Source organism: Deltaproteobacteria bacterium, from assembly GCA_021737785.1.
Taxonomy (GTDB): Bacteria; Desulfobacterota; DSM-4660; order Desulfatiglandales; family Desulfatiglandaceae; genus AUK324.
Map to the genome: position 1 here is coordinate 1 of JAIPDI010000023.1, position 24324 is coordinate 24324.

The 24324-nt window shown below is 55.6% G+C and carries 21 protein-coding genes; 16 read left to right on the forward strand and 5 right to left on the reverse strand.

Annotated elements, in window-relative coordinates; translation table 11 throughout:
- Nucleotides 1-713: 713 nt before the first annotated feature.
- The 8 genes from K9N21_12470 (at nucleotide 714) to K9N21_12505 (ending at nucleotide 8158) form a co-directional block, all read left to right on the forward strand.
- Complete coding sequence (locus tag K9N21_12470) at nucleotides 714-1094, forward strand: DUF433 domain-containing protein (GenBank protein MCF8144723.1); 381 nt, start codon at nucleotides 714-716, stop codon at nucleotides 1092-1094.
- Entirely contained in the window at nucleotides 1091-1441 is a 351-nt protein-coding gene (locus tag K9N21_12475) for a DUF5615 family PIN-like protein (GenBank protein MCF8144724.1), read from the forward strand. Before K9N21_12470 ends, K9N21_12475 begins: the two co-directional genes overlap by 4 nt.
- A 350-nt stretch (nucleotides 1442-1791) precedes the next feature.
- Nucleotides 1792-3420, forward strand: a complete 1629-nt coding sequence (hcp, locus tag K9N21_12480; protein MCF8144725.1) for a hydroxylamine reductase — start codon at nucleotides 1792-1794, stop codon at nucleotides 3418-3420.
- A 129-nt stretch (nucleotides 3421-3549) separates the two neighbouring features.
- Nucleotides 3550-4251: an HD domain-containing protein gene (locus K9N21_12485; protein MCF8144726.1), complete on the forward strand. Its 702-nt coding sequence runs from the start codon at nucleotides 3550-3552 to the stop codon at nucleotides 4249-4251.
- Between the two features lie 4 nt (nucleotides 4252-4255).
- Nucleotides 4256-5005: a 4Fe-4S binding protein gene (locus K9N21_12490; GenBank protein ID MCF8144727.1), complete on the forward strand. Its 750-nt coding sequence runs from the start codon at nucleotides 4256-4258 to the stop codon at nucleotides 5003-5005.
- A gap of 135 nt (nucleotides 5006-5140) precedes the next feature.
- Nucleotides 5141-5338: a copper ion binding protein gene (locus K9N21_12495; GenBank protein MCF8144728.1), complete on the forward strand. Its 198-nt coding sequence runs from the start codon at nucleotides 5141-5143 to the stop codon at nucleotides 5336-5338.
- The gene (locus K9N21_12500) at nucleotides 5331-7808 is read left to right on the forward strand and encodes a heavy metal translocating P-type ATPase (GenBank protein ID MCF8144729.1); all 2478 of its coding nucleotides are present in this window, start codon (nucleotides 5331-5333) and stop codon (nucleotides 7806-7808) included. Before K9N21_12495 ends, K9N21_12500 begins: the two co-directional genes overlap by 8 nt.
- A 32-nt stretch (nucleotides 7809-7840) precedes the next feature.
- The gene (locus K9N21_12505) at nucleotides 7841-8158 is read left to right on the forward strand and encodes a cupin domain-containing protein (GenBank protein MCF8144730.1); all 318 of its coding nucleotides are present in this window, start codon (nucleotides 7841-7843) and stop codon (nucleotides 8156-8158) included.
- A gap of 75 nt (nucleotides 8159-8233) precedes the next feature.
- Here the strand turns inward: K9N21_12505 and K9N21_12510 are convergent, their stop codons facing one another.
- Nucleotides 8234-9112, reverse strand: coding sequence for a HEAT repeat domain-containing protein (locus K9N21_12510; protein MCF8144731.1), 879 nt, complete (start codon nucleotides 9110-9112; stop codon nucleotides 8234-8236).
- A gap of 333 nt (nucleotides 9113-9445) precedes the next feature.
- Between K9N21_12510 and K9N21_12515 the strand changes: the two genes are divergently transcribed.
- The 4 genes from K9N21_12515 to K9N21_12530 all read left to right on the forward strand — a co-directional run bounded on the left by K9N21_12515 (nucleotide 9446) and on the right by K9N21_12530 (nucleotide 14301).
- Nucleotides 9446-9646: a cold-shock protein gene (locus tag K9N21_12515; GenBank protein ID MCF8144732.1), complete on the forward strand. Its 201-nt coding sequence runs from the start codon at nucleotides 9446-9448 to the stop codon at nucleotides 9644-9646.
- 298 nt (nucleotides 9647-9944) lie between these two features.
- A complete protein-coding gene (locus tag K9N21_12520) occupies nucleotides 9945-11768 on the forward strand; it encodes a hypothetical protein (protein ID MCF8144733.1) in 1824 nt (607 codons plus the stop codon).
- Nucleotides 11756-13534 carry a hypothetical protein gene (locus K9N21_12525; protein ID MCF8144734.1) on the forward strand — a complete coding sequence of 593 codons (1779 nt, stop codon included), beginning with the start codon at nucleotides 11756-11758 and terminating at the stop codon, nucleotides 13532-13534. The genes K9N21_12520 and K9N21_12525 overlap by 13 nt, the downstream gene beginning before the upstream one ends.
- 242 nt (nucleotides 13535-13776) lie before the next feature.
- Complete coding sequence (locus K9N21_12530; protein MCF8144735.1) at nucleotides 13777-14301, forward strand: HNH endonuclease; 525 nt, start codon at nucleotides 13777-13779, stop codon at nucleotides 14299-14301.
- A 6-nt stretch (nucleotides 14302-14307) separates the two neighbouring features.
- Here K9N21_12530 and K9N21_12535 read toward each other — a convergent pair whose 3' ends face one another.
- From K9N21_12535 to K9N21_12550, 4 genes are read right to left on the reverse strand one after another with little or no spacing between them, the layout of a single operon-like run.
- A complete protein-coding gene (locus K9N21_12535) occupies nucleotides 14308-14736 on the reverse strand; it encodes an HIT family protein (protein ID MCF8144736.1) in 429 nt (142 codons plus the stop codon).
- The gene (locus tag K9N21_12540; GenBank protein MCF8144737.1) at nucleotides 14736-15068 is read right to left on the reverse strand and encodes a hypothetical protein; all 333 of its coding nucleotides are present in this window, start codon (nucleotides 15066-15068) and stop codon (nucleotides 14736-14738) included. The genes K9N21_12535 and K9N21_12540 overlap by 1 nt, the downstream gene beginning before the upstream one ends.
- Before the next feature lie 46 nt (nucleotides 15069-15114).
- Entirely contained in the window at nucleotides 15115-16161 is a 1047-nt protein-coding gene (locus K9N21_12545; GenBank protein MCF8144738.1) for a phosphotransferase, read from the reverse strand.
- Nucleotides 16158-17060, reverse strand: coding sequence for an NDP-sugar synthase (locus tag K9N21_12550; protein ID MCF8144739.1), 903 nt, complete (start codon nucleotides 17058-17060; stop codon nucleotides 16158-16160). Before K9N21_12550 ends, K9N21_12545 begins: the two co-directional genes overlap by 4 nt.
- Nucleotides 17061-17156: 96 nt before the next feature.
- Here K9N21_12550 and nagZ point away from each other — a divergent pair, with 96 nt between their 5' ends.
- The 4 genes from nagZ to K9N21_12570 all read left to right on the forward strand — a co-directional run bounded on the left by nagZ (nucleotide 17157) and on the right by K9N21_12570 (nucleotide 24192).
- Complete coding sequence (gene nagZ, locus K9N21_12555; protein MCF8144740.1) at nucleotides 17157-18242, forward strand: beta-N-acetylhexosaminidase; 1086 nt, start codon at nucleotides 17157-17159, stop codon at nucleotides 18240-18242.
- 243 nt (nucleotides 18243-18485) lie between these two features.
- A complete protein-coding gene (locus K9N21_12560) occupies nucleotides 18486-19697 on the forward strand; it encodes a type II secretion system F family protein (protein MCF8144741.1) in 1212 nt (403 codons plus the stop codon).
- A gap of 9 nt (nucleotides 19698-19706) precedes the next feature.
- The gene (locus tag K9N21_12565) at nucleotides 19707-21431 is read left to right on the forward strand and encodes a PAS domain S-box protein (GenBank protein MCF8144742.1); all 1725 of its coding nucleotides are present in this window, start codon (nucleotides 19707-19709) and stop codon (nucleotides 21429-21431) included.
- A 238-nt stretch (nucleotides 21432-21669) separates the two neighbouring features.
- A complete protein-coding gene (locus K9N21_12570) occupies nucleotides 21670-24192 on the forward strand; it encodes a TIGR03960 family B12-binding radical SAM protein (GenBank protein MCF8144743.1) in 2523 nt (840 codons plus the stop codon).
- Nucleotides 24193-24324 lie beyond the last annotated feature (132 nt).

A 24324-nucleotide genomic window follows, 5' to 3' on the forward strand; every position in this document is an offset into this window, starting at 1 on the left:
CTCAATCAAGCACCATATGCCAATAGCCGAGGCTAAGAGCCCTTGGGTGTGACGACCTAACCGCTGGAATCGCCCAGTCAGAAAAATGAGCCCAGCGTCAGCACCAAATTAGGGCTCTAAGCCCGACAGGCTGCTAGAGTCGCACGCTTAGATACCCCCGGTCTTCTTTCCCGCGAGCCGCGGGATCATGATCCGGGGGATAGAAAGACGAAAGATCTTCAGGGACGATGGTGATCGTGAAGAGTTTATCGAACGGCTTTCCGATCTTCTGCCAGAAACCCGGCCCCAATGCCACGCGTGGTCGTTTTTATCGAACCATGCCCATTTCTTGTTTCGAAGCGGCCCTCAGGGGGTGGGGGTTGAGGGCCGGGATGGTATCTGACTTGGCGGAGCTGGATGGGTGTCCCTATTGCGGGCACAGCGCCTTGCTGGGAATAAGGAAGATGACGCCGCAGCATGGCCGCCTGCCTGGGGAAAAAGATCATCTGCCTGCCATCGGGGTCCCTTTCCCCAATAGCCCTCAAAAAAATCCGACAATTTAAACATGCAGGGTGTGCGGCAGTACGCCCGGTATTATCTGTGGCCGGCCCCTTGAAATGCCAGGCAACCATTGACATACTTTGAACGACATCGTAATATTATGTCATACATATTTCATACAATTCGGAGGCAGTATGGCAAGTATACAAAAAAGCATGCGGATTCCCGAGGAAATGTTGGAAGGAATTCAGGTAATTGCACGGGAAAGGAACATGGATTTCTCTACGGTAACAAAGGAACTTCTGGAGGAAGCGATCAAAATGCATCGCTGTCCGGGTATTGTATTCAATGCGGGGGTCCACGGACGAAGGGCCCGAATTGCAGGGACCGGTATAGAGGTTTGGGAAATTATTGCAGCCCACAAGAGCCTGGATGAGGACTATGACCGTCTTCAAGCTGCCTTTCACTGGCTGTCCGAACCCCAGCTGAGAAACGCTCTGGCATACTATCGGCTATATCCTGATGAAATCACGCATCTTATCGAGCAAAATGAAGCATGGACGCCGAAACACGTTTCCGAGACGTTCCCCTTCCTCGCTGGAAGCGTAGCATGAAATATTATCTCGATGAGGATATCAGCCCAGGGGTTGCCGATATATTGAGAAGCCTCCAGATTAGTGCGATCAGCACTCATGAGGTGCAAATGAAAGGGGCATCCGACCATGAGCAACTGAGGTATGCGGACTCCAAAGGCATGGTTATGGTCACCCGAAACAGAAATGACTTTATTCAATTGACGATCCAGTTTTTCAATGAAAACCGCCCCCATTTCGGGGTGCTAATCATTCCCTATTCCATCCCCGGCGACAAGTTTGATCTTATGGCGCAGGCTCTCAGGAGGTATGCCTCAAAACATCCCTCAGGGATGGAGGCTTACACGATTGATTTTTTAAATGTTTGAAAGCAACTGTGTGCTCGTGAGGTCCAAGGGCAAAAAAGGCTGGCAGCCACGCCCCAATCCCAATAAAATAGGCAATCGTCTCCATAAGTCCCTCATCCGGGGGAGTCTTTGAGAGGCGCGAACAAAAACATCCAGCCGGTGCAGAAGGAAGCGTTTTCACTCACCCGACAACACACCTGACAGGCATGCGGCGAAGCCGATGCGATGAAAAAAAAACGAAAAAATCGACATGAATTGACTTAAGTCAATGCACATCTCTTTCTCACCCCTCATAATGGGGGCAAGCTCGAACAAGAACCAGGAAGCATCACAACCAAAAACCAACCATAGCGCGTGAAAGGAGAAAAGCAATGTTTTGTTATCAGTGTGAACAAACGGCAAAGGGCGAGGGGTGTACCAAGATAGGGGTTTGTGGGAAACAACCTGATGTGGCAGCGCTCCAGGACCTGCTGATCTATGCCCTCAAAGGTCTGTCGCTTTATGCGGTGGAGGGTCGGAAGGTCGGCATCACTGACCGGGATGTTAATATTTTTACCTGCGAGGCCACTTTTTCCACGCTTACCAACGTGGATTTTGACCCGGAGCGATTTGTCCCGCTTATCCGTCGCTGCGTGGAATTGAGGGAAGGTCTTAAGGAGAGGGTGAAGGCCGCCGGCGGGAAGGTGGATTTTTCCGATGCGGCTGCCAGCTTGAAACCCGCTGCAACCCTGGAAGAGATGGTGAAGCAGGGCGAGGGGGTGGGGATCACCTCTGATTCCGAACCCAACGCGGATATCCATGCCCTCAAGTGGACCCTTGTTTTCGGCCTCAAGGGGGTTGCTGCGTACGCCGATCATGCCCGGATATTGGGCCAGGAAGACGACACGGTCTATGCATTTATCCACGAGGGCCTGGCCGCTACCCTCAACAAGGATCTGTCTCTGGAAGACTGGGTGGGTTTGGTCCTGAAATGCGGCGAGATTAACCTGAAGGCCATGGAACTGCTGGACGCCGCCAATACCGGTACCTACGGGCACCCTGTCCCAACATCCGTCCCATTGGGCGCTAAGAAAGGAAAGGCCATCCTGGTGTCAGGGCACGATCTCAAGGACCTGGAAGACGTGCTCAAACAATCCGAAGGAAAAGGGATAAACGTGTATACCCACGGAGAGATGCTTCCCTGCCACGGGTATCCTGAGTTGAAAAAATATCCCCATTTTTATGGGCACTACGGCACGGCCTGGCAGAACCAGGGAAAGGAGTTTGCGGAATTTCCGGGCGCGATCCTCATGACGACCAACTGCATCCAGAAACCGAAGGACACATACAAGGATAACATATTCACCACCGGCCTGGTGGGATGGCCCGATGTGACGCATATCAGCAATAAGGATTTCTCACTCCTTATTGAAAAGGCGCTTTCCCTGCCCGGATTTGAAGAAGACAGCGACAAGGGATCTGTCATGGTCGGGTTTGCCCGCAATGCCGTGATGGGTGTGGCAGACAAGGTGATCGAAGCGGTTAAGGGAGGTGCCATCAGGCACTTTTTCCTGGTCGCCGGATGCGACGGTGCGAAACCGGGTCGAAACTACTATACCGAGTTTGTGGAGCAGGTTCCGAAAGACTGCGTGGTCCTGACGCTCGCATGCGGCAAGTTCCGGTTTTTTGATAAGAATCTGGGCGACATCGGGGGTATTCCAAGGCTCCTGGATGTCGGCCAGTGTAATGACGCCTACTCTGCCATCCAGATCGCGGTGGCACTGGCAAAGGCCTTTGACTGCGGGATCAACGACCTGCCGCTTTCCATGATCCTTTCATGGTACGAACAGAAGGCGGTCGCCATCCTCCTGACCCTTTTTTACCTGGGGATCAAGGACATCCGATTAGGACCGAGCCTGCCGGCGTTCATCACGCCGAACGTGCTGGACGTGCTGGTCAAGAACTTCAACATCATGCCGATCAGTACGCCGGAGGAGGATCTGAAGGCCATCCTGGGGTAAGGCCCCGGGCAGAATCTGCAGGGTCACGGGGATGGTGGAAATGCGCTATCCCTGTGATCGTTCCAAAGGCCGGAGGGCTTAACGTTCAATCGGCCATATGAATGGTTCAGTTGAAAAAAGGGGGGTATCATGAAATGTCCGGGACAGGACAGCCAGTATTGGAAACCGGGGGCCATTTTTGAGGTCAAGTGCCCCAAATGCGGCAATGAGGTGGAATTTTTCAGGGATGACCCCACCCGGAAGTGCCCCAAGTGCGGTCATCGCTTTCTCAATCCGGACCTGGACTTCGGATGCGCCTCCTACTGCCCGCATGCGGAGCAGTGCATCGGGAATCTCCCCCCTGAACTCCTTGCCCAGAAAGAAAACCTGCTCAAAGATCGGGTCGCCATTGAGATGAAGCGCCATCTGAGACAGGACTTCAAGCGGATCGGTCATGCCAGCCGTGTGGCCCGGTACGCCGAGCAGATCGGCCGGGAAGAAGGGGGCAATCTGGCGGTCGTTTTGTGTGCGGCATATCTTCAGGACCTGGGGGCCGGTTCCGAGGAAAAAGAAGCGACCGCCCTGGCACGGGAGATCCTGACCCGACTGGGGGCCAAGGAGGCGCTGGTGGATGAGGTGTGCGACCTGATCGCCCTTGGCCGTGAGCCGGGGGGAAAAGATGCGATCAACCTGAAAGTTCTCCATGATGCCGATATGATTGCGCGGCTGGAGGAAAGGCAAAAGGAACATCCGGACGATGAAGCGGAACTGACCCGTGTCCTGAAGACGTCGTTTCTGACCGGGAGCGGCCGCAGGCTTGGAGAAAAAAGACTTTTGGAAACGAAAGGATAGTCCCATGAAGGTGATGCGAAAGATAATCGAAATCGATGATGAACTCTGCGACGGGTGCGGCCAGTGTGTGCCTTCCTGCGCCGAAGGGGCCATAGAGGTGATAGACGGCAAGGCCCGTCTGGTGGCGGAAAAATACTGCGACGGCCTGGGCGCCTGCATGGGGGAATGCCCTACAGGGGCGCTCAGGATTGTGGAGCGCGAGGCAGAAGACTTTGATGAGGAGGCGGTGGAGCAGTACCTCAGTGAAAAGCCAGGCAATGCGGAGCCGGTGCCCATGGCCTGCGGATGTCCCTCCAGCCAGATCCAGACCTTCATCCCGGAGGCTCCCTCCGGGGAGCCCTCGGCAACGGAACCGCAGGCCGGGACAGGGTCGGCCCTCAGCCACTGGCCGGTTCAGATCAATCTGATCCCGGCCAAGGCGCCATTTTTAAAGGGGGCCGATCTGCTGATTGCCGCGGATTGCGTCCCGGTGGCCTCCCCTAATTTTCACCGGGATTTTGTGAAAGGAAAGGTGGTGATGGTGGGGTGCCCCAAGTTCGATGATGTGGCGGGATATATCAATAAGTTTACGGATATATTCAAGATTGCGGGCATTCGAACGATCACCGTCGTGGTCATGGAGGTCCCCTGCTGTTCAGGACTGCCGATGGTGGTGAAACGGGCGCTTGAGGCATCCGGGAAAGAGATTCCGATGGAGGAGGTGGTGATCAGTACGCGGGGGGAGATTTTGAAAAGAAGAAAGATTGCCACGTAGCGATTTGACCTTATATTATCTAGAAATACTCAGACTTTTTTTGGATGTTTGATATCCCAAGGTCTATTTGAGACCGAATCTGAGTATCACCCAAATTCGGAATGCGCCGATTCAACAGGAAAGGGAGGTAGTGTTATGGCCACTGTCAAGATCAAGGGGATGTCCTGCAACCACTGCGTCATGGCCGTTCAGAAGGCATTGAGCGGGGTCGAAGGGGTGACGAATATCAAGGTGGATCTGGAGAAGGGTGAGGCCACATTTGATGAAGCCGCTCCCGTTGATACGAATACCATAAAGGAAGCGATCCAAAAGGCAGGGTATCAGGTTGGCTGACAAGGTCCAGCTCCAGATCTCAGGGATGTCCTGTGCGGCCTGCGTGCGACGGGTCGAGCAGGGATTGTCAGACCTGAAGGGCGTGTCATCGGCCTCGGTCAATTTTGCCACCCAGAAGGCCACCCTGGAGTATGACCCGGCAGAAGTGGGCCCGGATCAGATGGCCGCAAAGGTCAGGGACCTGGGGTACGAGGTGATCGGACGGGATGTGGGAGGGGAACCTGCGCTTCAAAAAACCACCGTTTCCATAGGAGGAATGACGTGCGCCGCCTGCGTCCGGCGTGTGGAATCCGCCCTCGGAAGCATCGAGGGTATTACCGACGCCGCCGTCAACCTGGCCACCGGGAGGGCGACAGTCCTCCACCGGCCGGATTGGGCCGGGCTTGAGGCGGTCCGGAAGACGGTATCCGATGCGGGGTATGAGTTCCTGGGCGCCTCTGAAGCGCTGCTCGAAGATCCGGTGGAGTCGGCCCGAATTACAGAAGTCAGGGACTTGAAGATCCGATTTTGGACCGGGGTGGTCCTGAGCATCATCATTTTTATGGGTTCCATGCAATCATGGTTCCCCTTTCTTCGTCCCATTCCCAGGCAGATCATGCTGGTGGCCCTTTTTGTTCTGACCACGCCTGTGGTCTTCTGGGTGGGTAGCCGGTTTATCGTCGGGGCGATCAAGGCGGCCCGGCAGAAGACCACGGATATGAATACCCTGGTGGCGGTGGGGGCCCTGTCCGCCTATTTCTACTCATCTTTGACGACCTTTGCGCCCCGGCTGTTCGTCGAGGCCGGCATGTCCTTTCATGTCTATTTTGACGGCGCTGCCATGATCATTACCCTCATCCTGTTAGGCCGGCTTTTAGAGGCCAAGGCCAAGGGAAAGACCACTTCGGCCATCAAAAACCTCATGGGGCTCAAGCCCCGGACGGCCCGCGTCATCCGAGAGGGGAATGCCACGGACATCCCGATAGAGTCGGTCATCCCGGACGATCTGATCATGGTACGACCCGGTGAAAAAATCCCCACCGACGGGGTGGTGGTTTCCGGATCTTCGGCCGTTGACGAGGCCATGTTGACCGGTGAAAGCATCCCGGTCTCCAAGGAAGCCGGGAGCGAGGTCTTTGCCGCCACCATCAACAAGAGCGGCAGCTTCACCTTCAGGGCCACCCGGGTGGGGGCTGAAACGGCCCTGGCACAGATTATCCGGCTGGTGGAGGAGGCACAGGGTTCCAAGGCCCCCATACAACGCCTTGCGGACAAGGTCGCATCCATCTTTGTCCCGGTGGTTTTCGGGATTGCCGTTCTCACCTTTGTGATCTGGTATGTTCTGGTCCCGGAACCCATCTTCAGCCGGGCCCTCCTCAATTTTGTATCGGTCCTGATCATCGCCTGTCCCTGCGCCATGGGCCTGGCCACGCCGACGGCGGTTATGGTGGGGACCGGCATCGGGGCCGAACGCGGGATCCTGATCAAGGGGGGTGAAAGCCTGGAAAACGCCTACAAACTGACCGCCATCGCCTTTGACAAAACCGGCACCCTCACACAGGGAGCGCCAGCGGTCACGGATGTGGTATCTTATGGGGAAAGAACCGAAGCGGATATCCTGAAGATTGCGGTTTCCATTGAATCGGTGTCTGAGCATCCCCTGGCCCAGGCGGTGGCAGCAAAGGCGGCGGAACGCCATATCTCACCCAGGGAAATTGCTGATTTTGAGGCCCTGTCAGGCCTGGGGGCCCGGGGCGTGATTGACGGAAAGGAATGCATTCTGGGCAATCGCCGACTGATGGATAAAGAAGGTATCGGTGTGGAGGGGCTTGAACAGACGGCCGATCGGCTTGCCGGCGGGGGCAAGACCTGTGTATTTGTGGCGGAGGAAGGCCGCGTGGCCGGTCTTATCGCGTTTCTGGATCCGCCCAAGGCATCTGCGGCAGGGGCTATCGCCGACCTCAAAGCCATGGGGCTTCGAACCGTCCTGATTACCGGGGATAACCAGAGGAGTGCCCGGGCCATCGGTGAACCCCTCGGCATGGATCAGATATTGGCGGAGGTGCTGCCGGCCGGAAAGGTCGATGCGATCAAGGGGTTGCAGGCAGAGGGGCACGTGGTCGGGATGGTGGGAGACGGTATCAACGATGCCCCGGCCCTGTCAACCGCGGATATCGGCATTGCCATCGGCGCAGGGACGGACGTGGCCATGGAGGCCAGCGACATCACCCTCATGAGGGATGACCTCCAAACCGTGCCAGAGGCGCTCAGGCTTTCATTCGAGACCATGAAGGTCATCAAGCAGAATCTCTTCTGGGCATTTTTCTACAACAGTCTGGGAATTCCCGTTGCCGCAGGGATTCTGTATCCCTTTTTCGGCATCCTGCTGAACCCTGTGTTTGCAGCCGGTGCCATGGCCATGAGTTCGGTTTCAGTGGTGAGCAATTCCCTGAGGCTGAGAAGAAGGGCGGCATTAAGAAGAAAAGAGTGACGCCCGGCGTTCGTTGAAAGGAGCAGAATATGATGAAAAAAATTGAGCTTTTCAAGGAAAACGAGTTTAACGATCTGCACATGAGCAGACTGCTGGTGCATGATTCCCCTTATTTCAAGATCCTCAATTTCAACTTCAAGGCCGGACAGGAACTCCCGATACACTCCCACGAGATAGATGGCCAGGTGAGCATCGCCGTGCTTGAGGGGGAGGGGGAATTTCTGGCAAAAGAGGGGGCGACCCTCCCTGCCCGTCCCGGGGATGTCCTCGTTTCCGATATCAGCGAACCCCACGGCATCCGGGCCAGGAGCGATCTGCGCGTGCTGGTGACTATTGTGCCCCCCATATGATGCGAAACCCGCCGGATGATTCACGTCAGGATGGACGGTGAACAGGGAACGGACCCGTATGCGAGAGGGTTTGCGCTACAGCTTCCTCAAGACCGCCATGGCCGCCCTCTTGACCCCCATCTCCGGATCCGAAAGCATCCCTTCGATCATCCCCTTAAGGGGTGAAAGGTCTTCTTTCCCGAATTCAGCCAGTTCTCTCAGGGCAAGGGCGCGGATCCGGGGGTCCGGATCCGAGAGGGACCGGACATACACCTCCAGATGGGACTTTGCGTCGGTTACCAGTCCAAGGAGCACCAGGGCATCAAAGCGGAGATCGTCATCATCATGATTTAGATATTCCAGATAAACAGAGACCACCTGGTTTCTCCTGGAATAGAATCGCCACAGGTTGAACAAAATGGCCCGCTTCTGGTCCCGCGACCCATGTTCCAGTCTTTCCAGCATGAGATTGAGGATCCGGTCATCGCGCAGATTGGCAAGAGCGTTGACCGCATTCTGCTGGACCCGGGTGTCCGGATCGTAGAGGCGTTCAATCAAGGGGATGGCGGCCTGGGCGTTTCCTTCCCAGCCCAAGGCAAAGGCGGCGTTCAACCGCATGAGGGGATCCTCCCGGGTCAGGTCTTGAAGGAGGCGGTCGATGATCGGCTGGGGATCTTTCAAAAACGGGAAGATGACGCTCAATTGAATGGAGGCGTCGTGCCGACTGCCCTCGGATTCATGGGGATCGATCATCATTTCGTAAAGGGGCCACGCCGCTTCCTGTTTGGCAAAGCTGCCGAGGAGCAGCATGATCTCGTGTTTCACACTGCGGTCGGCATGCTTCATTGCCTTTAGAAGCAGAGGGACCGCCTTATCCCGTTCCTCCAGAAACAGCTCTACGGAATCCAGATAGGGTTGGGCATGCTGGAGGACCTGCTCCCGGGTTTCAAAGGGTATCACCTTGATTCTGTTCATCTCAGCTCGTTTAGAAAGAGTTTGTTTCCGGATATCACATTGCCACCGAGGAAAACACCTCATATATTTTGGACCGCTACAGGGAATCGGATGCTGTTTTGGGCGAACATATGGTATTTTATTTTATTCCGCAACCCATTTTTCTTGGGCAAGACATAACAAACCACTCCTTTCTGCTTGACTTTTCGTGAAAATGGGTTTATTATTCATTTTAATCATAAATGGCCCGCCTTTTTTCGGTGGGTCGGTTTCGCTCTGAAGGAAAGCTCCATTTGCTAAAGTGGCAACCTGAAGTCTGGAACTATGAAAATTCTTTGAAAGGAGGGTGTCACAATGGCTAATGGAACTGTAAAGTGGTTCAGCGACCAAAAAGGTTTTGGATTTATCGAGCAGGAAGATGGGCCGGATGTTTTTGTCCATCATTCGGCGATCAATGCGTCGGGTTTCAAGTCCCTCAATGAGGGCGATCGCGTTACCTTTGATGTAGAGCAGGGTCAGAAGGGGCCGGCTGCGGCGAATGTCACAGTAGTTTAGACCCGAATTTGATTTTTATTTAAAGCGGAGGCATTCCATTGATATGATGGAATGCCTCTTTTTTTTGAAGGGCAATTGGTCTTGATCGGTTCCGATCAGAGCGGTTGTCCCACGGGATCCAGGTCCACGGTTTTGCCTGCCCTGTCTTTTTAGCGTAGCGTATCTTTGAATCCGCCCGGCTCTCCGGATGGGCGCTGCAGTACGGACATGGGATAAGGCAGGCGCAGAGGTGTGGACTTATGCCCGTTTGAAAGGCATAATGACCCCGGTATCCTGAGAATCAAATTCGTTGGTATTGATGAAAAGATCTCTTCTCCTCATTTCAATCTGCCTGGTAGGCGTGGTGCTGATCCTCAAGGAGGGCCGGATCGAGCGACCCTCCGGGGTATTGAAGGATGGGTGTCTCTTCTGCCATAAGGAGATGACAGATCCGGACCCCTCTCACCCGGTTCCTATCTTTGGATGTGCGGTGTGTCACCTGGGAAACAGGTATTCATCCGACCGGGAAAGGGCCCACTTCGGCATTGTTCGCAATCCGGGCGATCTCCGCATCGTAGACAGAACCTGCGGGAAATCCGGCTGTCACCCGGATATGGCGGATCGGGTGAAAAAGAGCGTCATGGCCACAAACAGCGGGATGATCCAGATTATTCAAGAACAATGGCTTGAGAGGGCCGGCCCGGAAGATGCCTCTCCCATGGTTTCAGGCCTTCATGTCAGCGACCTCTACGAAAATACGCCGCCGTGGAACCTTGCCATTGACCATTATCGAAAGATGTGCGGGGGATGCCACCTTTGGAAGCCAAGGGGAGACGGAGGGGGGGAAGTCGCCAGGCGGGGCGGCGGGTGCAGCGACTGTCACGCCCTGGATCAAGTGAAAAGGGAAGATCCAAACCTGAAAATGAACCAGCATCCTGTGATTACAACGAGGATCCCGTCAGCCAACTGTACCAAGTGTCACAACCGGTCTGCGAGGATCGGCCTCTCCTATTTCGGAAGATTCGAATCCGCGGGATACGGGACCCCCTACGAGGGGAGCGGCCTGAATCGCAGGAGGCTTTCCGGAAATCGATTTTTTATGGAACTTCAGGCAGATGTCCATTTCAGAAAGGCCGGCATGGAATGCATCGATTGTCATACGGCCACCGGATTGATGGGGGACGGAAATGCCTATGATCGCATGAAAGACCAGCTGGACATTACCTGTGAGGCGTGTCACTCTCCTATGTTTTCCCTGATTGAAACCAGTGACTCTCTCGCCGGACGACTGGCCTTTCTCAACAAACGAGTCCCGGGCGTTGCGGGAAGATCGGTGGGCTTCACCAAAAAGGGAACCCCCATCTACAACCTGCAGGAAGAAGGCGAGGGGATCTTTTTCTACCGTAAAATGGATGGCTTCCCCATTGAAATGAATGTGCCATCGCCGGAGAAGCCGCATCATCGTCTAGGGGGGCATGAACGTCTCTCCTGCCAGGCGTGTCACGCCGCCTGGATACCCCAGTGCTACGGATGCCACCTGACATACACGGAATCGGAAGCGCAGACAGACTGGCTGACCAGGGAAAAATCGCCCGGTAGATGGAAAGAGTCCCGTTCCTATATCCGGTTTTCAAGGCCTTCCCTCGGCATCAGAGATGATCGGGAGGCCTTCCCCCTCTCCCCATGCCAGATGTTTGTCTCTGTTATTGACGAGACAGGCGAATACCGGAAGGAGCGATCCTTCAAGGTCATTAATCTGTCGGCATTTGACCCCCATACCACCGCCGCAAAATCAAGGACCTGTATTGAGTGTCATGAAGATCCAAAGGTCATGGGTTTGGGTGAGGGCATCCTTCATCAGAAAAATGGGAGGCGTGTATTCAGACCGACCGGTGATGCCGCCGACTCCGGCATGGGGCTTTCACATCCTTTAGACGCTTACGTGAATCTAGACGGGAAACCCCTCCAGACGGGTTTCAAGAACGGCGTAAGGCCTTTCACCGGAGATGAGATCGATCGGATCCTCGGGGTGGTGCCATGCCTGGGATGTCATCCGGCCTATGATGACCCGATCTACCGGAACTTTCAGGAATCCAAGAGACGATTCCAAAGAGAAGAGGCGGGACTCCCATGTTTGAAATAAGGCCCCATCCCAGCAAGTCCGCCCTGAGGATCATGGCGTTCTGGCTGGCGGTGACAGGGATTATTTTATGGAGTTCCGGCACCTTTCCCCAGACCCCGGCCCCGGAAAAAATCGACTATGCCGACTGCCTGAGGTGCCATCAGGGGATTGAATCCATCAGTGACAGGCACCCGTTTCCATGTGCTGACTGCCACCTGGTGCCCGGGGACAGAGACGCCAAGTCCCTCCCGGGGCATCAGAAAATCGTGCGGAATCCTTCGGCCCCTGACCGGGCAGCGGTGTTCTGCGGTCCATGCCATGAAACCGAAATCAAGATGGTTCGCAATTCCCTTCATTCGACCATGGCCGGGGTGATCAATCAGACGCGTTACCTTTGGGGGGCACAGGAGACGGCGGCCCCGGCCGCTTACGGGCTGAGCGGGCCCCTCAAGCCGTTGCCGGCTCCCCAATCCCTGGTCTATCCGGAAACCCCGGCCATGCTGGTGGATGATTTTTTAAGAAGGCGATGTCTCAGGTGTCACATCCACGGAAAAGGCCCGGAGGGCCCAGGACTCTACAGGGCAACCGGCTGCGCTGCGTGTCACGTGCTGTACAATAACCAGGGTCGATATGCGGGTGGCGATCCGGCCATCGGTTCCTCCAGACCCGGATACCCTGCCAGGCACGCCTTTACCACCCGGATCCCCAACGATCAATGCCTCCACTGCCACGCCCAAAACCATGTGGGCGCTGATTACGAGGGGCTGTTCCAGCATGACACCAGCGACGTGTACCGGTCGCCCACGATAAACGGGAGCCCCGGACCGATGACCCATGGGCTGGATCATCACCGACTGGCCAGGGACATCCACGCGGAAAGGGGCCTCTGGTGTATCGACTGTCACACCCGGAGCGATGTCATGGGGGACGGCCGCGTGTACAGTTGCCAGATGGAGGTCCCGAAACGGTCGTGCAGTGACTGCCACGGCGGATTTGGTGAAAAGGCCGCGGATATGACGAACCCGGCGATCCGGAAGGAGCCCTCCGGGCATCTGTTTATTTCCAAGAGTCATGGAAGAGAACACCGGCTGCCGAGTTTCCGTCCGGATTCCACCGGCCACAGGATCGAGGCCCACTCCAGGGTCCGGTGCAGCGCCTGCCACGCCCAGTGGTCGTTTCAGGATTATGGACTGAGCGTCATACGTGAAGACCGGATCCATGACTACAAGTGGCGGGATCTCAGCAACCAGGGGGATCCCCGGCTTCAGAAGAAATTGAAGGCCTATGCCGAGGGCCCGGATACAGCCTATCCGACATCTGTCGATTATCTGTCCGATTCGGAAAGGGAAGGGATCTGGTCTGTGGGATGGCGCTTCAGGCGGTGGGAACCGATGCCCCTGGGCGTGGACCATGCCGACACATATGCCGTCCTGCGCCCCTTGTACCAGTACCTCATCTCCCACGTGGACCGCTGGGGGAATGTTCGTTTGGACAGCGTGGCCCCGCAAAGGGGGGACGGCTCAGGAAAGGGCTGGGCGTTCATGCCCCATGTGCCCCATACCACCGCCCCGTTCGGGCGGGCATGTACGGCCTGCCACATGAACCGCACGGCGGCAGGCCTCGGGATCCAGGATGCGCTGACCATGGACACGATCCTTTCGGTCCCTTCGCCCCCGCCGGTAAAGGGGATGCGCCTGTTGAGTCCGGAAGAGCAAAAAAGACTGATCTCGCCGCCGGTCCGGTGGCATCGAGAGAGACTGAAGGCCCTTGCCGGCCGAAACAGGTGACCGAAGTAAATGCCCTCACGGGGCCACATTACAGACTTTACGCACAAAATACCGGGGGGCGCTGCAGTCATGAACGGGCACTCGAATTTTATACTTGTCTTTTGGTTCCATTTGTGCTAAACTTATGTGTATCTATACCAAATGCATGTATGAAGGGGTATGTTTTGTATTACGTGGTTGCTGTCCGGTAAGGGGCACATGGTTTTTTTCAGCATTGGCACCGATTCGGCGGGTACAGGTATATGGAACAGGTCTTGCTTTTGAACATCACCTATGAGCCTCTCAAGATCATCAACTGGAAGAAGGCGATCACCCTCTCCATGCTGGGCAAGGTGGAGGTGCTTGAGGAATACGGGAGGGAGATCCATTCGGTCAGTTTTACCATCAAACTGCCGTCCGTGGTCCGGCTCCTCAGGATGGTCAAGAAGCCGAAAAACGCCGTGAAATTCTCAAGGCAGAATATATACGCCAGGGACAAATACCAGTGCCAGTATTGCGGCCGCAAACTCCCTGTGGAAGAGTTGAGCTACGATCATGTGATCCCCAAGTCCCGGGGAGGGAGGACCCTCTGGACCAATATCGTCACCTCCTGCATGGACTGCAACCGGAGAAAGGGGGGCCGCACCCCAAATGAAGCCAATATGACCCTGATCCGCCAGCCTGCCAGGCCCACATGGCTCCCCTCTCTCAGGATCACCATCGGGTTCAGGGAGGTCCCCACATCGTGGCGGGATTACCTCTACTGGAATGTTGAACTGATGGAATAAGGGAATTTATAGGGACTGTTTGATGGCCGCGGCAATTTTGGCCGCAGTCCCTTTGATCGCCTCCATGTCGCCCGGTTTAAGGTCCCAGGCTGCCACAGGAAGCTCAGGTCCTCCGGGGACCCTGGGGACCAGGTGAAGGTGATAGTGCAACACCACCTGGTTGGCACCGGGGCCGTTCAATTGAACGCAGGCCACCCCTGAAGGATTCAGGACCTTCCCTATCCCCTGAATCACCTTTTTGGATGCCAGATGAATGGCCGTCAGGTCATCGTCTGAAATCTCCCACAGATCTCTGGCGTGTCTCCTGGGAATGATGAGGGTGTGACCGGGTGAGATCGGATTGATGTCCTCAAAGGCCAGGACCTTCTCATCCTCATACACCTTGAAGCTGGGGATCTCGCCCTTCACAATTTTGCAGAAGATACACTCGTCCATTAACCTTCCTCCTTGTCAGAGGGCTCCTGTTGCCCTTTCAGCGTACCCATCATCCCTTTAAGGTGAGATTTTATTGCATCGGTCAGGTCGGGGGCCTTCTTGATGTTCATGGCTCTCATCACATCATATGTCCCATCCTCGAACAGGACCGGCACCTGAACCACATAGTCGGGATGACGGCAGCAGCCGGGTGCAAAATAGTGCCCCGGCCGTTTTCCTTGCTTTCGTCTGCTTCCGGCCGTTGCGAGCATTGCCTCGGAAATCACTATTCCGGGCTGTCCCGTAAATGCGGTTACCATGTCCCCTGTCTCGAACAGTCTCTTTTTCGCCATCAATCCTCCTTTCCGAGAGTAGTCTCCCGTCACCGACAAAAAAATCTTACCCCGATGGTCGAGGGATGTCGAGGATTTTCTTGTGGTGCGTCACCTCCCTTACCAGATGCCTGAGAGGGGAGATTTCCCGGTCGCTGATCTGATGGAGCAGGCCGTCAAGGGTATGTAACGCCGGGGGGATGTATGCCTCGAAATAAAGCTTGTTCATTACCTGTATCAGATGGGAAAAGGCTCCCAGCATCTGGAGGTTCCGTTGAACGGCGAGATAGGGATAGTATCTCTCAACTGCCCCGGCCCATGTAGAACTGTGGCCCTTGACCATGTCCAGATAATGCTCATAGATGGTTTGCTGGTGCACTCGGGAAAGCCGGGTGTAGGGATCGATGATCAGGGAGGCCAGATCATAGCCAAGGGGACCCAGGCGCCCCCCCTGCCAGTCCACAAAACCGATTTCCCCCTTGTTAATCATGATGTTCCGTGACTGGAAGTCGCGATGGAGAAAAAAGCATGAATCCGCCCTGGAAGCGGTTTCCGCCAGATGGCGAAATCCGTGATCCAGCCCCGGCACGTCTCCGGAGAGCCCCAGATAGCGGCCCAGAAAGGCGTCTTTGAAGTAGTCCGCCTCATATCGCAGCATGACGGTCCGGTCATAACGCCCGGTCTGGCAGCACCACGAAGGGTCAAAGCCCGCTGCCCCCTCGACCTGGAGGAAAAAAAGATGCCCCAGCACCTTTTCGTATATGGGCAGGGGGTCCTCTCCGGAGGTGGCCGCATCCTGCAGGTGCGTTGATCCCAGGTCTTCCATGATGAACCAGCCGGAGGTAAGATCGTATTCATAGATCTCCGGGACCGGAATCCCCTTCTGTCGGAGGTGCATGCCGATATTGAGATATGCATGGTTTTCGGCCCTGGCAGCGGGGTCATCAGGGGGATTGGACATGGCGATGAGAGAGATCCCCGGGTTCTGCGTGGCGATCCGCCAGAAGATGCGCCTGGAGCCGTCCCCGGCAAGCCGCTGGAACCTGATCCGGTCCGGGGCATGGCCCCATGCCGTCAGGCGGCTCAGGAAGGCGTTTTTCAAGTCGGAGTTCACAGGACGCCCCCGATGAGGTTTTCCGTCACTGTCCGGGATGACATCACCACGCTGTCCATCACCCGGACGCCCTTTTGGACGGTTACCCCTTCCCAGAGAACAGACCGGCCTATTTCCGCCGCCGCTTCGAGTATGGTTCCATGGCCCATGACCGCCCAGTCCGTAACCACGGCAGAGGGATGGATCCGGGAACCCGATCCGGACAGCCGGCGATTGCCGTGCAACGCCTCCTGGTTGGCGAGGAGATAACTGCGGATGGTCCCCACATCCCGCCAGTAATGCCCCTTTGAGACATGGGCCCGGATCGGATATCCCTTCCTGATCAGCCTCAGGTAACAATCGATGATGCTGGAGAACCCGGTCGCCGGGATATGGGAGAGAAGGCCCGGTTCCATGATATGAATCCCTGTAAAGGCCAGTCTGTCGGGGCCGGGGGCCGCAGCGATATCCAGAATGTCAAGATCATGGTTTATGCGCACCTGGTTGAAAGGTTGGCAGTCATGAAGGATGAGGGTGGCCAGGTTGCCTTTCTCCTGATGGAATCGGAATGCCCGGACCAGGTCGATATCGGTCAGAACGTCGCTGTTCATGACGATAAAGGGCGCATGATCCCAGAATCCCTCGGTGTTTTTGATGCCCCCGCCCGTTCCCAGGATGCGTGTTTCCGCCTTGACCTGGATCTTGAGCCCGAAAGGCCGCCCGCTGTCCAGATGGGCCGCCAGCTGCTCTTTGTGATGATGGGTGTTCACGATGAGTTCGTGAACACCGTATCGCCTGAGGTATTGGATGACCCGGTCGATCATCGGCCGGTTGCCCACCGGCATGAGGGGCTTCGGCCTTTTCAGGGTCAGGGGTCTCAGCCTCGTCCCGAGGCCGGCCGCGAGGATCATTGCCTTCATGACGTCTTTTTCCGTTGCATTTATGATGAAGTGATTATACACCATAAACAGGCATGTCAATGAATATTCCTCAAAAAATCGGAGGAACACCGATAGATGCATTCCACACTGGACCTGTCGGAATTGAATAGCTGGATCGGCAGGTTGTTCATGTCAGGAATCCCCGGACCCGAGATGGACAAAGGGACGGAGGCACTGATCCGGGACCGCGCTCTGGGGGGTGTCATCCTGTTTGCAAGGAATATCGAAACCCCCATCCAGGTCGCCACCCTTTGCAGCCGTCTGCAGGAGGCCGCCATGGACAGCCAGGGGATCCCCCTCTTTCTGGCCGTTGATCAGGAGGGGGGCCGGGTTGCCCGGTTGCAGGAACCGTTTACCCGGTTCCCCGGCAACAGCGTCATCGGAAACGACCCCCATGCCACGGAACGGGCCTTGGAATTCGGAAAGACAACCGCGAGAGAGATGGGACTGGTCGGCCTGAACATGGATATGGCACCGGTGGTTGACGTCCGGATGGGAGCGCTCGAACAACACCTGGACGGTCGGATATTCAGCCACGACCCCAAGAAGGTCGCCATGCTGGGACAGTGCGTGGTGAAAAGCCTCCAGGAAAACGGGGTGATGGCGGTGGCGAAACATTTCCCCGGCCTGGGCAGGGCCACCCGCGATCCCCACCACGACCTGCCCACCATCGAGGCGGATATGGATGAGATAGAGGAATCCCATCTCCTTCCGTTCAGGGCGGCCATGGAACAGGGGGTTTCCGCGGTCATGACCTCTCATGCCCTATATCCGGCACTCGATCCTGAATACCCGGGCACCCTGTCCCACAGAGTTGTCACCGGGCTGATGCGGGAAAGGTTGGGGTTTGACGGTCTTGTCGTCACGGACGACCTGGAGATGGGAGCTATTCAGAAGGGATGGGGCGTGGCTGCAGGCGCTGTGGCCGCATTTGTGGCCGGCTGCGATATCCTTTTGATATGTAAGGATCAGGGGGCTGTCTTGGAAGGGATGGCACGACTGAGGGATGGTCTCCTCCGCAAAGAAGTGCCTTTGGAGCGGCTCCATCAGTCGGTGAGAAGGGTGATGACGGCAAAGGACCGGTTTCTTGGCAAACCGCCCCATATCTCTCTGGATAGGGTTAGAGCGTATTTCAAGCGCAAGACGCCGGACAGGGCATAGGGTGGAGAACTTCCGGATCCGAGGCGACAGACCCGGATACCCAGCAATACCCAAGGCCGGTTTCAGCGTTCATATTCAGGTCCGTCGACAATGATCCGCCCCGGGAGGCTGGTCAGGTCCCTTGACAGAAGGGGCTATATTATCTATTCTCGGCCAAATTTTTCGGGGCTTAAAGGAAACCAAAGAGAATACAGCGGTGCTTGAGTATCCTGTCGGCTTGGAACCCTTTAAGGGAGGAGAGGAATGCCGGTCTATACCTGGGTTGCGGAGACACGGAAAGGTCGGGTGATAAAAGGAGAACTGGAGGCCGTGGATGAAAAATCGGCAGCCCTCCAGCTAAAACGGCGTAATCTTACGGTTAAGAAGCTTAAGGTCAAGCCGAAGGATCTCTTTGAAAATCTCTCTTTTATGAAGCCGAAGGTGACCAGCAAAGACATCGTCATCTTCACCCGGCAGTTTTCAACCATGATCGACGCGGGCCTTCCTCTTGTGCAGGGCCTTACCATTCTTGCGGACCAGACCGAAAACAAGACCTTTAAGGGCATCCTTAAGCAGGTTGTGAAAGACGTGGAAGGGGGATCGAGCCTTGCCGAGGCCATGGAGAAGCACCCCAAGGTGTTCGATGACCTCTTCGTCAATCTGGTCGCGGCCGGTGAGGTGGGAGGGATTCTGGATACGATCCTCCAGCGCCTGGCAACGTACATAGAGAAGGCGGAAAAACTCAAGTCCCGGATCAAAGGGGCCATGACCTACCCCATTGTCGTGGTCGCAATTGCCGTCATCGTTATCGCCGTGATCATGATCTTTGTCATTCCGGTATTTCAGGAGATGTTTGCAAGCTTTGGCAAGGCCCTCCCCATTCCCACGCAGATGGTGGTGGCGATGAGCAATTTTACCAAAGGCAATATTCACTACATGGTCGGTGGCTTCGTGGTCCTGGCGTTCTTGTTTAAAAGATACCGGGCCACGGCAAGCGGCAGGAAGACCACGGACACCCTGGCACTCAAGCTGCCCATATTCGGCCCCTTGCTGAAAAAGGTGGCGGTGGCCAGATTCTCCAGGACCCTGGGGACGATGATCAGCAGCGGGGTCCCTATCATAACCGCCCTGGAAATTGTTGCCAAGACATCGGGCAATGTGGTGCTCGAAGAGGTGATACTCGAGGTCCGTTCCAGCATCGCCGAGGGACAGCCCATTGCCGAACCCCTTTCAGAAAATGAGATATTTCCCAGCATGGTCGTTCAGATGATCGCGGTGGGCGAGGCGACGGGGGCGCTGGACACGATGCTCGGGAAGATCGCAGACTTCTATGACGACGAAGTGGATGCCGCTGTGGAGGCGATGACCTCCTTGCTGGAACCCTTGCTCATGGTATTCCTCGGGGGATCTATCGGTGGGCTGGTCATCGCCATGTACCTGCCCATCTTCAGTATGGCTGCTGCCATGGGATCGTAATTCCTGAACATGATCAGCCCCAAACAGAAAACACCTCAAGAGGAACTCCTGCGGGAACTTCAGATTCTGATGCTCTTGAGGGTGCTTTGCATTTCCTTTCTTTTGGGCGCCCTCATTTTTATCCAGGTTCGGGCGAGCCGCACCTATGTCGGGGACATCCATACCTCCCACTACCTTCTTCTGGCAAGTGTCTATTCTATCAGCATTATTTATGTATTTCTGTTGAAGCGGTCGAAGAATATCAGGCTGCAGGCATATCTTCAGCTGCTTGTGGACACCTTCATTATCACCGTCCTCATATACACGACCGGCGGCATTGAGAGCATCTTTTCCTTCCTTTATATCCTGAGCATATTCAGCGGAAGCATCCTCCTCTACCGGAGAGGCGGCATGATCGTGGCCTCCAGCAGCAGCATTTTTTACGGACTGCTGCTGGATCTTCATTATTATGGCGTCGTTCACCCCTTATCCAGCCGGTTGAGCTATCCTGATCAGTATCAGAGTTCCTACCTCTTTTTTACCATTGCTGCAAACATGGCCGCCTTCTATCTGGTTGCGTATCTCAGCAGCTTTCTCTCGGAGCAGACGAGAAAAAGCCGGGCCGCCTTGCGGGTCAGAGAAAGCGACCTCACCCGGCTGGAGGTCCTCAATGAAAGCATTATCGGGAGCCTGATGTCGGGGTTGATCGTTCTGGATGAGGAGGAAAGGATTATCCTATTTAATCCAGCGGCGGAAAAGATGTTCGGTTTAACAGCGGCCCGGGTCTGCGGGCATCCCATCCGTGACCATCTGCCCCGTTTGGCCACACACCTGGCCAGCCCCTTCTTGATTTCGGGTCCATCCGGCCTACAAACACAGCTGATCGATATCAGCTGCCCGAGGCCGGATGAAGAAGATATGCATCTACAGGTCTCCATCTCCCCTCTCCGGTATGCGTTGAGTGAGCAGAAAGGATGGATCCTCACCCTCCAGGACGTGACGCGAATGAAACAGATCCAGGAAGAGATGAAAGAGGTGGAAGGGCTGGCCCTTATCGGCGAACTTGCCGCGGGAATGGCCCATGAGATCCGAAACCCAATGGCATCCATCAGCGGATCCATCGAAATGCTGAGAGATGAAATCGAACAGACCGATGTCAACAGCCGGCTCATGGATATCATATTGAGAGAGACCGCGCGGCTGAACGATCTGGTGGCAGACTTCCTCCTCTTTGCCAGGGCCCAGAGGCCGAGGTTGACCGAATTCGATCTGAATCAATTGATCACTGAATCCCTGGAGTTGTTTAAGAACAGCCAGCGATTTCATCCGGGAATCGCCGTGGTCACTGATTTTCAAGATCCGGCGGTGATAGAATCGGATTCAGGACAGCTCAAACAGGTTTTCTGGAATCTCCTGCTCAATGCATCCGAGGCAATGGGCAAGGGCGGGACCCTCACCGTCACCACATCGTTGAACCGTAGATCGGCTGGCTCCGGAGCCACTCAGGTCACTGTGGTTATTCGGGATACCGGAGAAGGATTTAACGGAAAAGACCTTCCTCGCATTTTTCTCCCCTTTTTCACCACCAAGGAAAGGGGGTCCGGTCTGGGCCTGGCCATTGTGAAGCGGATCATTGACCGGCTGGAAGGGAAGGCTTGGGGCCGAAATCATCCCGGGGGCGGTGCTGAAATTACGATCGTGCTCCCTCTCCGATCAACGCTGAGTGAGGCGCAAGGCGTGAGGCGTGAGGCGTGAGGAAAAGGCGTGTTTTTATGGGCTTGCGCGCTGGACGTAGTTTCCAGCAACGAGCAACCAGTAACAGGGCGAAAGTTAAAAGCTGAAGGTAACCCGTAACCTGCCGCCATCCGTCGGAAGACAAGAAAACAAGAAGGTAAGAAGGTAAGAAGGTAAGAGGGTAAGAAGGTGAGAAGGTGATAAGTGTATCCGCGACCAGGAACCAAATAACCAGTAACCAGCAACGAGCACCCATATCATGTCCATATTAGATCAGAGCTGTTTTGCCGACATTTCCCGTCCGAGCCGTTATATCGGCGGAGAGATAAATACCGTCAGGAAAGACCTATCCCAAACAGAGGTGTCCATCGCCCTCGCATTCCCGGATGTCTATGAGGTGGGGATGTCCCATCTGGGCCTGAAGATCCTTTACCATATTCTCAATGCCGAGGCGTGGCTGTCCGCTGAGAGGGTCTATTGTCCCTGGATGGATATGGAGGCGGAGCTGAGGCGGTTGAAAATCCCTCTCACCACACTGGAATCGGACCGTCCCGTCAGGGATTTTGATATGGTCGGTTTCAGTCTCCAGCACGAACTCTCATATACAAACGTCCTCAATATGCTGGATCTTGCGGGCATCCCGCCCCTGGCCCGGGATCGATCTGACAACGATCCCCTGGTGATTGCCGGTGGGCCTGCCTGTTTCAATGCCGAGCCTGTTGCGGATTTTTTTGACCTGATGGTGGTGGGCGACGGCGAATCCGTGGCCCTGGAGATATGCCGCGCTGTGAGGGAGGCCAAACGCGGCCGGAGGATAAACAAAAAAGATCTGCTCCACACTTTGCGTCATGTGAGGGGCATATACATCCCTTCCTTTTTTGATATCCGTTATGGACCCTATGGCACGGTAAAGGAGATCGTCCCTGTGCACGCAGATTACGGGGAGGTGAAAAAGGCCGTCCTCTCCGATCTGGATGCCTATCCCTTTCCGGAGCATCAGATTGTCCCATTCACCGAGCTTATCCATGACCGGGTGGCCATTGAGATTGCACGGGGGTGTACCCGTGGCTGTCGTTTCTGCCAGGCAGGGATGATTTACCGCCCGGTGCGGGAACGAAGTCTCGCATCCATTTTGGAAAAAGCGGAAAACACCCTTAAATGGTCGGGCTATGAAGACCTTTCGCTGCTCTCCCTGAGTTCCGGCGATTACACCTGTATCGCCCCCCTGCTCAAGGCGTTGATGGACAGGCTGTCTCCCAGAAACATCGGAGTGAGTCTTCCCTCCCTTCGAGTGGACAGCCTGGATCCAGAGATGATGGAAGAGATCAAACGGGTCAGAAAGACAGGCTTTACCCTGGCGCCCGAGGCCGGTAATGACCGGCTCAGAAGAATCATCAACAAGGGATTGACCCAGGAGGATATCCTGGAAACGTCGCAGGCGGTTTACCGGGCCGGTTGGAACCTGATTAAGCTTTACTTTATGATCGGGCTCCCATATGAAGAAGAAAGCGATCTACTGGATATTATCCACCTTTCCAAGCAAATCACCCGGCTGGAGGGGAGAAAAGGGAAGAAGGCCAATCTGAACGTGAGCATCTCGACATTCGTACCAAAGGCCCACACCCCGTTCATGTGGACCTCACAGGTCCCTTTGGCGGAAAGCAGACGGCGGATACATCGGATCCAGGACGGCCTCCGGGGAAGCCGGATACGAGTGAAATGGAATCAACCCGAATTGAGCTGGCTGGAGGGAATTTTTTCACGGGGCGACAGGCGGCTGGGCCGCGTGGTCATGGAGGCGTGGCGTCTCGGGGCGAAATTCGATGCATGGGGAGAACATTTCAACAAAGAGGCCTGGGAAGAGGCCTTTTCCCGCTGCGGGGTGGATCCGGATTTCTATCTTTATCGTGAAAGGGACTTGAAGGAGACCCTGCCGTGGGACCATATTCAATCGGGGGTCACCAAGGCGTTTCTCAGAAAAGAATGGAAAAAGGCCGCAGAGGCGGATCTGACCCCCGACTGCAGGCACCACTGCCTGGAGTGCGGTGTTTGTGATCATCAGGAGGTGGATCCGGTCTTTTACCCATGTCCCGGGATAGCCTCCGCTAAAGCCACCGGCGGTGGCATTGGGTCTTCACCCGAATCTGTCAAGAGATACCGCATTACCTACCGGAAGCTTGACAGGGCAAGGCATCTCAGTCATCTGGAGCTTGTCCGGGTTCTCGTCCGGGCCTTTCGCAGGGCCGGACTGGCGCCGGCCTGTTCCAAGGGGTACCACCCCATGCCCAAGGTTTCGTTTTTTACCGCCCTCCCGGTGGGGACCGAAAGCATGGAAGAACTGATGCAGGTGGAATTCCTCCATCCGGTGGATGTCTCTACGATAAAGGAAAGAATTAATGCGGAGCTTCCCGAGGGCGTGGATGTGACTGTTGTGCAAGAGATTCCCCCCGGTGAAAAAAGAGTCCACATCAGCGAAAGCCGGTTTCTGATAACCCTTGATCTGAGAAACAGGGAAAAAGATCTGGAAAAGTTCCTTCGGTCAGAGCATTTCCCAATGGTCAAGAAAGGCAAAAAAGGAGAACATGAGATCGACGTCCGGTCCCTTGTGAGCGACATTTCTCTCATCCCTCCGGATAAGGCATGCCTGATTTTAAGGGAGCGGGAGGGTCCGGGGCTGAAACCGACGGAGATTATGAAAGGCATTTTTTCCCTGAAAGATGAAGATCTCCGGAACATGAAGGTGATGAAGACGGGCCAGACGTTGGAGCAGTCAGGGGTCTGATTGCTCGGGATTCACCAAGATGCCCGGAGCAGGCTGCAGGAGGTCCATACCCCGACCCCCTCCTGGAAAGCCGTTTGTACTCAGGCAGAGAAGGCAGGGCTGATCCCGCCCGCGGCCGGGAGGATCTCAAGG